Genomic DNA, 11,814 nt, shown 5'->3' on the forward strand with positions numbered 1-11,814 from the left:
TCAGATCACGAACAGGTCGACAAACCTGTGCACCGCCGTCGATTCCAGCTTCTGCTGGTCCTCGCACAGCTCGAAAATCGCCTCACAACGCTGCCGCGCAAACCGGGTCGCCAGGTTTTCCCTGAACTTCGCCTCCAGCAAGGGTATGCCCTCCCCGCGCCTGCGCCGGTGCCCGACCGGGTACTCGACCACCACCTGCTCGGTGCTGCTGCCATCCTTGAAGAACACCTGCAGGGCGTTGGCGATGGAGCGCTTGTCAGCTTCCAGGTATTCACGTGTGAAACGCGGGTCCTCGACCACCTCCATTTTCTCGCGCAGGCGGTCGATGCTCGGATGCGCAGCGTGGAAGGCATCCTCGTAATGCTCGGCCACCAGATGGCCGAAAATCAGCGGCACTGCCACCATGTACTGCAGGCAGTGGTCGCGGTCGGCGGCATTGGCCAGCGGGCCGCCCTTGGAGATGATGCGTATCGCCGACTCCTGGGTGGTGATGACGATGCGGTCTACCTCATGCAGGCGATTACGCACCTGCGGGTGCAGGCTCACCGCCGCCTCGCAGGCGGTCTGCGCGTGGAACTCAGCCGGGAAACTGACCTTGAACAGCACGTTCTCCATCACATAGCTGGCCAGCGGCTGCGGCACGCGCAGCTCCTGCTGGGCGCTGGGTTTAAGCGCCAGGTCCTTGTTGGTATGGCTGAACGACACGTCGTAAAAGCCCCATTGCGGCGCAGTCAGCACACCCGGCACGCCCATCTCGCCACGCAGCGCGATATCGGCCAGGCGCACCCCACGACTGGAAGCATCGCCCGCCGCCCAGGACTTGCGCGAACCGGCGTTGGGCGCATGACGGTAGGTACGCAGTGCCTGGCCGTCGACGAAAGCATGGGACAACGCCGAGAGCAGTTGCTCCCGGGTGGCGCCCATCAGCTTTGCGCACACGGCCGTGGAGGCCACCTTGACCAGTATCACGTGGTCGAGGCCAACGCGGTTGAAGGAATTTTCCAGCGCCAGCACACCCTGGATCTCGTGAGCCATGACCATGGCTTCTAGCACTTCGCGCATGAGCAGTGGGCTTTCACCCTTTGCCACGTGTTTTTGCGACAGGTGATCGGCCACGGCCAGGATGCCGCCAAGGTTGTCCGAGGGGTGCGCCCACTCGGCGGCCAGCCAGGTGTCGTTGTAGTCCAGCCAGCGCACGATGCAGCCGATATCCCAAGCGGCCTTGACCGGGTCCAGCCGGTACGCGGTGCCGGGCACACGGGCGCCGTTGGGCACCACGGTGCCTTCCACCAGCGGGCCAAGGTGCTTGGTACATTCAGGGAAGCGCAGGGCCAGCAGGCCGCAGCCCAGGGTGTCCATCAGGCAGTTGCGCGCGGTGTCCAGCGCCTCGGGGGATTCGACCCGGTAGGTCAGGACATAGTCGGCGAGGGTTTGCAGCACCCGGTCGTAGTCCGGGCGCTGGTTGAGGTCTACGTTGGCGCTCATCATCTGCTCCCTTCAGAAGTACAGGGGCTGCTGTGCAGCCCCGCTTGAAGCCGAGCGCCAATGGTGCGTCAGAAGCTATCGCCGGGCACCCTCACCCAGCCTTCCATCAGCACGCGAGCACTGCGGCTCATGATTGCCTTGGTCACCGTCCACTCGCCCTTCACCTGACGCGCTTCGGCGCCCACCCGCAAGGTGCCCGAGGGGTGACCGAAACGCACGGCACTGCGCTCACCCCCGCCTGCGGCGAGGTTGACCAGCGTGCCCGGAATGGCAGCAGCGGTACCGATGGCCACTGCGGCAGTGCCCATCATTGCGTGGTGCAGCTTGCCCATGGACAACGCACGCACCAGCAGGTCGATGTCAGCCGCCGCGACAACCTTGCCACTGGACGCAGTGTAGGTGGTCGGCGGGGCGACGAAGGCCACTTTCGGTGTGTGCTGACGCCCGGCCGCCTGGTCGACATGCTCAATCAGGCCCATGCGCACGGCGCCATAGGCGCGAAGGGTCTCGAACCGCAGCAGCGCTTGCGGATCGCCGTTGATCGCGTCCTGCAGCTCGGTACCGGTGTAGCCGATATCGCCCGCATTGATGAAGATGGTCGGGATCCCTGCATTGATCAGGGTCGCTTTGAAGGTACCAACACCGGGCACTTCCAGGTCGTCCACCAGATTGCCGGTGGGAAACATCGAGCCGCCGTCGCCGTCTTCATCAGCAGCCGGGTCGAGGAACTCCAACTGCACCTCGGCGGCCGGAAAGGTCACGCCATCAAGCTCGAAATCGCCCGTTTCCTGAACTTCACCTTCGGTAATCGGTACATGGGCGACGATGGTCTTGCCGATGTTGGCCTGCCAGATCCGCACGGTGGCCATGCCGTTGCGCGGCAGGCGCGACGAATCCACCAGGCCGCTGCTGATGGCGAACGAGCCGACAGCGGCAGACAGGTTGCCGCAGTTACCGCTCCAGTCGACGAAAGCCTTGTCGATGCTGACCTGGCCGAACAGGTAGTCGACATCGTGCTCGGGCTTGATGCTGCGCGAAAGGATCACCGTCTTGCTGGTGCTCGAAGTGGCGCCGCCCATGCCATCGATTTGCTTGCCGTAAGGGTCGGGGCTGCCGATAACCCGCAACAGCAGCGCATCACGGGCTGGGCCCGGGACCTGCGCCTGCTCGGGCAGGTCTTGCAGGCGGAAGAATACGCCCTTGCTGGTGCCGCCACGGATGTAGGTGGCAGGGATCTTGATTTGTGCTGCATGTGCCATTGCTGTGCCGTCCTGTCTGAAAATGCAATAACCCTTTGGGCCGCTGCGCGGCCCCAGCCGTCAAGCGGAGGCTTCGAGGAAGTCCTGGGCAAAGCGCTGTAGCACCCCACCCGCCTCGTAGATCGACACTTCCTCGGCAGTATCCAGGCGGCAAGTCACCGGCACCTCGACCCGCTCACCGTTGCGACGCGTCACCACCAGGGTCAGGGTCGCGCGTGGCGTGCGCTGACCCAGCACATCGTAGGTCTCGCTGCCATCGAGCGCCAAGGTATTGCGGTCGGTCCCCGGCTTGAACTCCAGCGGCAGCACGCCCATGCCCACCAGGTTGGTACGATGGATCCGCTCGAAGCCTTCGGCAACGATCGCCTCGACCCCGGCCAGGCGCACGCCCTTGGCCGCCCAGTCACGCGACGAACCCTGACCGTAGTCGGCACCAGCAACAATGATCAGCGGCTGCTTGCGCTCCATGTAGGTTTCGATCGCCTCCCACATGCGGGTCACCTTGCCTTCAGGCTCCAGACGCGTCAGCGAGCCTTGCTTCACGCTGCCATCTTCCTTGCGCACCATTTCGTTGAACAGCTTGGGGTTGGCGAAGGTGGCGCGCTGCGCAGTCAGGTGGTCGCCACGGTGAGTGGCGTAGGAGTTGAAGTCCTCTTCCGGCAGGCCCATCTTCGCCAGGTATTCACCCGCCGCACTGTCCAGCATGATGGCGTTGGACGGCGACAAGTGATCGGTGGTGATGTTGTCCGGCAGCACCGCCAACGGGCGCATGCCACGCAGGCTGCGCTCACCGGCCAGGGCACCTTCCCAGTACGGCGGACGGCGGATGTAGGTGCTCATCGGGCGCCACTCATACAGCGGCGCAACCTTCGGCCCGCGGTCCTCCTCGATGGCGAACATCGGGATGTAGACCTTGCGGAACTGCTCCGGCTTGACCGCCGCACGCACCACGGCATCGATCTCTTCATCGCTCGGCCAGATATCCTTGAGGCGGATTTCCTTGCCGTCGACCACCCCCAGCACGTCTTTTTCGATGTCGAAGCGGATAGTACCGGCGATGGCATAGGCCACCACGAGCGGCGGCGAGGCCAGGAAGGCCTGCTTGGCGTAAGGGTGGATGCGCCCGTCGAAGTTGCGGTTGCCCGACAGCACGGCAGTGGCATACAGGTCGCGGTCGACGATCTCCTGCTGAATCACCGGGTCCAATGCACCGGACATGCCGTTGCAGGTGGTGCAGGCGAAAGCGACGATGCCAAAGCCCATCTGCTCCAGCTCTTTCTCCAGCCCCGCTTCTTCCAGGTACAGCTGCACCGCCTTGGAGCCTGGCGCCAGCGAGGACTTGACCCAAGGTTTGCGCGCCAGGCCGAGCTTGTTGGCATTGCGTGCCAGAAGGCCTGCGGCTATCACGTTGCGCGGGTTGCTGGTGTTGGTGCAACTGGTGATGGCGGCGATGATGACCGCGCCGTCCGGCATTTGCCCCGGCACTTCCTCCCAGGCCCCGGCGATGCCCTTGGCCGCCAGCTCGCTGGTGGCAACGCGGGCGTGCGGGTTGGACGGGCCGGCCATGTTGCGCACCACGCTCGACAGGTCGAAGCTCAGGGTGCGCTCGTAGACGGCGCCGCCCAGGCTGTCGGCCCACAGGCCGGTGGCCTTGGCGTAGGTTTCTACCAGCTTGACCTGCTGATCCTCGCGACCGGTCAGCTTCAGGTAGTCGATGGTCTGCTGGTCGATGGCGAACATCGCTGCAGTGGCGCCATATTCCGGGGCCATGTTGGAGATGGTCGCACGGTCGCCCAGGGTCAGGGCACGGGCGCCCTCGCCGTGGAACTCCAGATAGGCACCGACGACTTTCTGTTTACGCAGGAATTCGGTCAGGGCCAGCACCAGGTCGGTGGCGGTGATGTTCGGCGCCAGCTTGCCGGTCAGCTCGACGCCGACGATTTCCGGCAGGCGCATCCACGAGGCACGGCCGAGCATCACGTTCTCGGCTTCCAGGCCGCCGACACCGATGGCGATCACGCCCAGGGCGTCGACATGCGGGGTGTGGCTGTCGGTGCCGACACAGGTGTCCGGGTAGGCCACGCCGCGGTCGCTGTGGATCACCGGCGACATCTTCTCCAGGTTGATCTGGTGCATGATGCCGTTGCCCGGCTGGATCACATCGACGTTCTTGAACGCCTTCTTGGTCCAGTTGATGAAATGGAAACGGTCTTCGTTGCGGCGGTCTTCGATGGCGCGGTTTTTCTCGAACGCCTGCGGGTCGAAACCACCACACTCGACGGCCAAGGAGTGGTCGACGATCAGTTGCACCGGCACCACCGGGTTGACCTGAGCCGGGTCACCACCTTTGTCGGCAATGGCGTCACGCAGGCCGGCCAGGTCGACCAGGGCAGTCTGGCCGAGAATGTCGTGGCACACCACACGGGCCGGGAACCAGGGGAAGTCGAGATCGCGCTTGCGCTCGATCAACTGAGCCAGGGAGGCGTCGAGGGTGCTCGGGTCGCAGCGGCGCACCAGGTTTTCGGCGAGCACGCGGGAGGTGTACGGCAGGCCGTCGTAGGCGCCGGGCTTGATCGCCTCGACCGCCGCGCGGGCATCGAAGTAGTCCAGGTCGGTGCCTGGCAGATTCTTGCGGTATGCGGTGTTCATATAGTTATCAGGCTCGGTCACGGTAGTCGGTAGGTCTGGCCGTCGGGGCTGCGTTACAGCCCGCAACGGCCTTCAACTCAACGCTGTTCGATCGGCACGAACTGGCGCTGTTCGACGCCGACATACTCGGCGCTCGGGCGGATGATGCGGTTGTTGGCACGCTGTTCGAAGACATGCGCCGCCCAGCCGGTCAGGCGCGAGCAAACGAAGATCGGGGTAAACAGCTTGGTCGGGATGCCCATGAAGTGGTACGCCGACGCGTGGTAGAAGTCAGCATTGGGGAACAGGCGTTTCTGCTCCCACATGGTCTTGTCGATGGCTTCGGAAACCGGGTACAGCACCTTGTCGCCGACCTCGTCGGCCAGTTGCTTCGACCAGCCCTTGATCACCTCGTTGCGCGGGTCGGACTCTTTGTAGATGGCATGGCCAAAGCCCATGATCTTGTCCTTGCGCTCCAGCATCCTCAGCAGTTCGGCCGTCGCGTCCTGCGGGCTCTGGAAGCGCTCGATCAGCTCCATCGCCGCTTCGTTGGCACCGCCATGCAGTGGGCCGCGCAGCGAGCCAATGGCAGCGGTGATGCAGGAGTACAGGTCGGACAGGGTCGAAGCGCACACGCGCGCGGTAAAGGTCGATGCGTTGAACTCGTGCTCGGCGTAGAGGATCAGCGACACGTTCATCACTTTGACGTGCAATTCGCTGGGCTTCTTGCCGTGCAGCAGGTGCAAGAAATGCCCGCCCAGGGTGTCTTCATCGCTGGTGCAGTCGATGCGCACACCATGGTGGGTGAAGCGGTACCAGTAGCACATGACCGCCGGGAACAGCGCCAGCAGGCGGTCGGTCTTGTCGTGCTGAGCGTCGAAGGTCAGTTCCGGCTCCAGGGTACCCAGCAGCGAACAGCCAGTGCGCATCACGTCCATCGGGTGGGCGTCGCGCGGGATGCGCTCGAGCACTTCCTTGAGGGCTTGCGGCAGGTCACGCAGGCCCTTGAGCTTGTGCTTGTACTCGGCCAGCTCGGCGCTGCTTGGCAGTTCGCCGTACAACAGCAGATAGGCCACTTCCTCGAACTCGGCACCGGCCGCCAGGTCACGGACATCGTAGCCGCGGTAAGTCAGGCCGGCACCGGCCTGGCCAACGGTCGACAACGCGGTCTGGCCGGCCACCTGGCCACGCAGGCCTGCGCCACTGAGTACTTTTGCTTCGGCCATGGTGTTTCTCCTTTCTTGAATTTGTTATGGATTGCTTTCTGGCTAATTCGGCGTGCCTTGCCGGCCTCTTCGCGGCTAAAGCCGCTGCCAAAGGGGGCCGGCGCCATCGCTTACCCTTTCTTCTGCGCAAACAACGCATCGAGGCTCTGCTCGAAGGCGTGATAACCAATGGCGTCATAGAGCTCCATGCGGGTTTGCATGGTATCGATCACGTTCTTCTGGGTGCCGTCGCGACGCAGCGCGGTGTACACATTTTCGGCCGCCTTGTTCATGGCCCGGAAGGCCGACAGCGGGTACAGCACCAGCGACACGTCGACCGACGCCAGCTCTTCGGTGGTGTACAGCGGCGTGGCACCGAATTCGGTGATGTTGGCCAGAATCGGCGCCTTCACACGGTCAGCGAAGGTCTTGTACATCGAAAGCTCGGTGATGGCCTCCGGGAAGATCATGTCGGCGCCCGCCTCGACGCAGGCAGCGGCGCGGTCCAGGGCAGCGTTCAGGCCTTCGACGGCCAGGGCGTCGGTACGCGCCATGATCACGAAGCTGTCATCGGTACGCGCATCGACGGCGGCCTTGATCCGGTCGACCATCTCCTGCTGGGTGACGATTTCCTTGTTCGGGCGATGGCCGCAGCGCTTGGCACCGACCTGGTCCTCGATATGGATGGCGGCAGCGCCGAACTTGCACATCGAACGCACCGTACGTGCCACGTTGAACGCCGAGGCGCCAAAACCGGTATCGACATCCACCAGCAGCGGCAGGTCGCAGACATCGGTGATGCGGCGCACGTCGGTGAGCACATCGTCCAGGCCACTGATACCCAGGTCCGGCAGGCCGAGCGAGCCGGCAGCAACACCGCCACCGGACAGGTAAATGGCCTTGAAACCGGCGCGCTTGGCCAGCAGGGCATGGTTGGCGTTGATCGCGCCGACCACCTGCAAGGGATGTTCGGCGGCAACCGCGTCGCGGAAACGTTGGCCGGGCGTGCTCTTCACAGTCATGAATCACCTCGTGGGCTGTTGTCGTTGGCGTCCAGGTAGTGACGCTCGATGTTGCGTTTGGACGCGCCGATGTGGCGGCGCATCAGGAGTTCGGCCAGTTCACCGTCACGGTCGGCGATGGCATCAAGGATCCGGTGGTGCTCGGCAAACGCCTGGCGCGGCCGATTGGGCGTGGCGGAGAACTGGATGCGGTACATGCGCACCAGTTGGTACAGCTCGCCGCAGAGCATCTTGACCAGGGTCTGGTTGCCGCTGCCCTGGATGATCCGGTAATGGAAGTCGTAGTCGCCTTCCTGCTGGTAGTAGCCGACACCGGCCTGGAACGCCGCATCGCGCTCATGGGTGTCGAGCACCCGGCGCAGCTCGTCGATATCGGCCTGGCTCATGCGCTCGGCGGCCAGGCGGCAGGCCATGCCTTCGAGCGATTCGCGGATTTCGTACAGCTCGATCAGCTCGGCGTGGTTGAGCGACACCACCCGCGCCCCGACATGCGGTACGCGCACCAGCAGGCGCTGGCCTTCGAGCCGGTGGATGGCTTCGCGCAGCGGCCCGCGGCTGATGCCGTAGGTACGCGCCAGCTCCGGCTCGGAGATCTTGCTGCCCGGGGCGATCTCGCCCTTGACGATGGCCGCCTGGATTCGCCGAAAGACGTTTTCGGACAAGGTTTCCGTTTCGTCTGCCAACGCGGGGCTGGAAGTGGAAAGGTCCAGCATATTGTCGACACCCTGATAATCACATGGCCAGAAATTAGCTAATTAAGCGCTATCAGTCAAAGACAAAATCAACATTGTCGACAATCGTCTAAGAACGAACTAACCCTGCCCAGCCGCTGTCAGATCGCGACGCGCTGGCGTCAAGACGTCGGCGTGATAGAATGCCGCGCCTCCGACGGAGTATGGATAGCGTGTCTGTCATCTATTCATGTTGTTGACAGATGAACGAGGAAGCTTGCGCAGTCGTTGCCAGTCGCCTTGCCCCGAACCCTGCACAGTACCGCGCCAGGACTATGAGACTTACACCCGTTTTATTGCTGCTATGCCTCACCCTGCTGCCGGCCATCGGCCAAGCGGCGGGCAAGACCGTGTACGGTCTCAACGAATACGCACAGTTGGGCGACCTTGACCTGGAAGTGGCCGCCAAGCTCGACACCGGCGCCAAGACCGCCTCGCTCAGTGCCCGAGACATCAAGCGCTTCAAGCGCAACGGCGAGAGCTGGGTACGCTTCTACCTGGCCATCGATGCCGCCCACTCGCACCCGATCGAGCGCCCCCTTGCGCGCGTCAGCAAGATCAAGCGACGAGCAGGCGACTACGATGCCGAATCGGGCAAGGCCTATACCGCGCGCCCGGTCATCGAACTCGAAATCTGCATGGGCCAGGCCCTGCGCACCATCGAAGTCAACCTCACCGACCGCAGCGCGTTCCAGTTCCCGCTGCTGATCGGCTCCGAGGCGCTCAAGCACTTCGACGCGCTGGTCGACCCAAGCCTTAAATACGCGGCCGGCAAACCTGCCTGTGCCACCGACGCTCCCAAAGCAGAGTAATCCCGATGCGCTCTCTTACCCTCCATCTGAAAGTCCTGATCACCGTGCTGGTGTTGCTGGGCGTGGCGGTCACGGCTTATCAGATCTTCTTCCTCGGCATCCCGGTGACCGAGGATGAAACCGACGACCTGTGGAACATCGACGCCAAGGTCGAGTTCGTGGCCAGCACCAAAGACCCGGTCAAGGTGCAGATGTTCGTGCCGCCGCTGAACCGCGACTACGTGAGCCTCAACGAGAGCTTCATCTCCAACAACTACGGGGTGAGCGTCAACCGTGCCGACGGCAACCGCAAGGTGACCTGGTCGGCACGCCGCGCCAGCGGCAATCAGACCCTCTACTACCGCCTGGTGCTGACCAAGCGCTACAGCAACGAGAAGACCACCGTCAAAGGCCCGACCTTCCGTGACAGCCTGGCTGTCGAAGGCCCCGAAAAAATCGCCGCCGAGGCCCTGATGGCGCCGATCCGCCAGCATTCGGCCGACGTCGAGACCTTCGTCAGCGAGACCATCAAGCGGGTCAACAATCTCAACGACGACAACGTCAAGCTGCTGCTGGCCGGCGACACCTCGGCCATGAAAAAAGCCCAGATCATCGACCTGCTGCTGTCCATTGCCCACGTGCCGATGGAAAAGGTCCACACCATCCGCCTGGTCGCCGACACCCCGCAGACCCCGGAGCTGTGGCTGCGCAGCTTCAACGGCAACGACTGGCTGTACTTCAACCCGGACACCGGCGAGCAGGGCCTGCCCAGCGACCGCCTGCTGTGGTGGACCGGTGACGACAACCTGATCAGCGTCGATGGCGGCAAGAAAGCCAACGTCACCTTCAGCATGAACAACAGCGAGATGAACGCCATCCGCCTGGCCAAGCTGACCGACGAGAACACCGACGCCGACTTCCTCGAATACTCGCTGTACAGCCTGCCGCTGCAGACCCAGCAGACCTTCATGATCATGGTGATGATCCCGATCGGCGTGCTGGTGATTCTGGTCCTGCGCAACCTGATCGGCCTGCAGACCCTGGGTACCTTCACCCCGGTACTGATCGCCCTGGCCTTCCGTGAAACCCAGTTGGGCTTCGGCATCGTGCTGTTCACGGTGATCACGGCACTGGGCCTGTCACTGCGCTCGTACCTCGAACACCTCAAGCTGCAGATGCTGCCACGCCTGTCGGTGGTGCTGACCTTCGTGGTGGTGCTGATCGCCGCTATCAGCCTGTTCAGTCACAAGCTGGGCCTGGAGCGCGGGCTGTCGGTGGCGCTGTTCCCGATGGTGATTCTGACCATGACCATCGAACGTCTGTCGATCACCTGGGAAGAGCGCGGCGGCGGCCATGCCATGAAAGTGGCCATCGGCACCCTGTTCGCAGCCTCCGTGGCGCACCTGTTGATGATGGTGCCGGAGCTGGTGTACTTCGTCTTCACCTTCCCGGCGGTGCTGCTGATCCTGGTGGGCTTCATGCTGGCAATGGGCCGCTACCGCGGCTACCGCCTGACCGAGCTCGTTCGCTTCAAAGCGTTCCTGAAGAAGGCTGACGCCTGATGTTCGGACTGATCAAGACCTGGAAAGCCCTGGAGGCCCGGGGCATCATGGGTATCAACCGGCGCAACGCGGACTATGTCCTGAAGTACAACAAGCGCCACCTGTACCCGATCGTCGACGACAAGATCATCACCAAGGAGCGCGCACTCGCAGCGGGCATCCATGTGCCGGAAATGTACGGCGTCATCGAGACCGAGAAAGAGATCGAGAAGCTCGACCAGATCATTGGCGGGCGCAGTGATTTCGTCATCAAGCCGGCGCAAGGCGCCGGCGGTGACGGCATCCTGGTGATCGCCGATCGCTTCGAGGACCGTTACCGCACGGTGTCGGGCAAGATCATCAGCCACGAAGAGATCGAGCACCAGGTCTCGAGCATCCTGACCGGCCTGTACTCACTCGGCGGCCACCGTGACCGTGCGCTGATCGAATACCGGGTGACACCGGACCAGATCTTCAAGAGCATCAGCTACGAAGGCGTACCGGACATCCGCATCATCGTGCTGATGGGCTACCCGGTCATGGCCATGCTGCGCCTGCCGACCCGCCAGTCCGGCGGCAAGGCCAACCTGCACCAGGGCGCCATCGGCGTAGGTGTCGACCTGGCAACCGGCGTGACGCTGCGTGGTACCTGGCTGAACAACATCATCAGCAAGCACCCGGACACCACCAATGCGGTGGACGGCGTGCAGCTGCCCAACTGGGACGGCTTCATGAAGCTCGCAGCCGGCTGCTACGAGCTGTGCGGCCTGGGCTACATCGGTGTCGACATGGTGCTGGACCAGGAGAAGGGGCCGCTGATCCTGGAACTCAATGCCCGCCCGGGCTTGAACATCCAGATTGCCAACGACTGCGGGCTGACCCAGCGCACCCATGCCATCGAGGCGCACATTGAAGCACTGGCCAAGGATGGCCTGACCGAAGATGCCGAACAGCGTGTTCGCGTATCGCAAGGGCTGTTCGGGCACGTGCATCCGCACTGACAGCCTGCCGCTATCCAGACCTTCGCGGGTTCACCTGCGAAAGTCTGGATAGCGGCACCGGCACGCAATCGAACGGTTTAATGTCGCGCCCAGCGCTAGGCGCTTTTCCTACACAGGTCTACAATCGCCCCCTCGCTTTTACATCGCCGTC

At 63.3% G+C, this 11,814-nt stretch carries 9 protein-coding genes; 3 read left to right on the top strand and 6 right to left on the bottom strand.

Features of this window, described 5'->3' with window-relative positions; translation table 11 throughout:
- The 6 genes from prpD to HU770_RS05115 all read right to left on the bottom strand — a co-directional run bounded on the left by prpD (position 1) and on the right by HU770_RS05115 (position 8,312).
- Positions 1 to 1,485 (bottom strand): 2-methylcitrate dehydratase, encoded by a 1,485-nt coding sequence (gene prpD / locus HU770_RS05090; RefSeq protein WP_033699065.1) that lies wholly within the window; start codon positions 1,483 to 1,485, stop codon positions 1 to 3.
- Between the two features lie 68 nt (positions 1,486 to 1,553).
- Positions 1,554 to 2,744, bottom strand: coding sequence for a 2-methylaconitate cis-trans isomerase PrpF (gene prpF / locus HU770_RS05095; protein WP_186655095.1), 1,191 nt, complete (start codon positions 2,742 to 2,744; stop codon positions 1,554 to 1,556).
- A gap of 60 nt (positions 2,745 to 2,804) precedes the next feature.
- Entirely contained in the window at positions 2,805 to 5,393 is a 2,589-nt protein-coding gene (gene acnD / locus HU770_RS05100) for a Fe/S-dependent 2-methylisocitrate dehydratase AcnD (protein ID WP_186655097.1), read from the bottom strand.
- A 77-nt stretch (positions 5,394 to 5,470) separates the two neighbouring features.
- Entirely contained in the window at positions 5,471 to 6,598 is a 1,128-nt protein-coding gene (gene prpC, locus HU770_RS05105; RefSeq protein ID WP_033699070.1) for a 2-methylcitrate synthase, read from the bottom strand.
- 110 nt (positions 6,599 to 6,708) lie between these two features.
- A complete protein-coding gene (gene prpB, locus HU770_RS05110; RefSeq protein WP_033699071.1) occupies positions 6,709 to 7,599 on the bottom strand; it encodes a methylisocitrate lyase in 891 nt (296 codons plus the stop codon).
- The gene (locus HU770_RS05115) at positions 7,596 to 8,312 is read right to left on the bottom strand and encodes a GntR family transcriptional regulator (protein WP_050506083.1); all 717 of its coding nucleotides are present in this window, start codon (positions 8,310 to 8,312) and stop codon (positions 7,596 to 7,598) included. The genes prpB and HU770_RS05115 overlap by 4 nt, the downstream gene beginning before the upstream one ends.
- A gap of 293 nt (positions 8,313 to 8,605) precedes the next feature.
- Between HU770_RS05115 and HU770_RS05120 the strand changes: the two genes are divergently transcribed.
- Genes HU770_RS05120 through HU770_RS05130 form a run of 3 tightly spaced genes read left to right on the top strand, consistent with a single transcriptional unit; the run spans position 8,606 to position 11,663 of the window.
- Complete coding sequence (locus HU770_RS05120) at positions 8,606 to 9,142, top strand: ATP-dependent zinc protease (RefSeq protein ID WP_033699072.1); 537 nt, start codon at positions 8,606 to 8,608, stop codon at positions 9,140 to 9,142.
- Positions 9,143 to 9,147: 5 nt separating this feature from the next.
- Positions 9,148 to 10,683, top strand: a complete 1,536-nt coding sequence (locus HU770_RS05125) for an inactive transglutaminase family protein (RefSeq protein ID WP_033699073.1) — start codon at positions 9,148 to 9,150, stop codon at positions 10,681 to 10,683.
- On the top strand, positions 10,683 to 11,663 hold the full coding sequence (locus tag HU770_RS05130) for an alpha-L-glutamate ligase-like protein (RefSeq protein ID WP_033699074.1): 981 nt from the start codon (positions 10,683 to 10,685) through the stop codon (positions 11,661 to 11,663). The genes HU770_RS05125 and HU770_RS05130 overlap by 1 nt, the downstream gene beginning before the upstream one ends.
- The last annotated feature ends 151 nt before the right edge of the window (positions 11,664 to 11,814 follow it).

It is taken from the genome of Pseudomonas sp. SWRI68, from assembly GCF_014269165.1.
In the GTDB taxonomy this organism is placed as follows: domain Bacteria; phylum Pseudomonadota; class Gammaproteobacteria; order Pseudomonadales; family Pseudomonadaceae; genus Aquipseudomonas; species Aquipseudomonas capeferrum.

Bases quoted from the DNA above. Each gene is read 5' to 3' on its own strand.
- prpD (WP_033699065.1), bottom strand. From the start codon at position 1,485: ATGAGCGCCAACGTAGACCTCAACCAGCGCCCGGACTACGACCGGGTG.
- prpF (WP_186655095.1), bottom strand. From the start codon at position 2,744: ATGGCACATGCAGCACAAATCAAGATCCCTGCCACCTACATCCGTGGC.
- acnD (WP_186655097.1), bottom strand. From the start codon at position 5,393: ATGAACACCGCATACCGCAAGAATCTGCCAGGCACCGACCTGGACTAC.
- prpC (WP_033699070.1), bottom strand. From the start codon at position 6,598: ATGGCCGAAGCAAAAGTACTCAGTGGCGCAGGCCTGCGTGGCCAGGTG.
- prpB (WP_033699071.1), bottom strand. From the start codon at position 7,599: ATGACTGTGAAGAGCACGCCCGGCCAACGTTTCCGCGACGCGGTTGCC.
- HU770_RS05115 (WP_050506083.1), bottom strand. From the start codon at position 8,312: ATGCTGGACCTTTCCACTTCCAGCCCCGCGTTGGCAGACGAAACGGAA.
- HU770_RS05120 (WP_033699072.1), top strand. From the start codon at position 8,606: ATGAGACTTACACCCGTTTTATTGCTGCTATGCCTCACCCTGCTGCCG.
- HU770_RS05125 (WP_033699073.1), top strand. From the start codon at position 9,148: ATGCGCTCTCTTACCCTCCATCTGAAAGTCCTGATCACCGTGCTGGTG.
- HU770_RS05130 (WP_033699074.1), top strand. From the start codon at position 10,683: ATGTTCGGACTGATCAAGACCTGGAAAGCCCTGGAGGCCCGGGGCATC.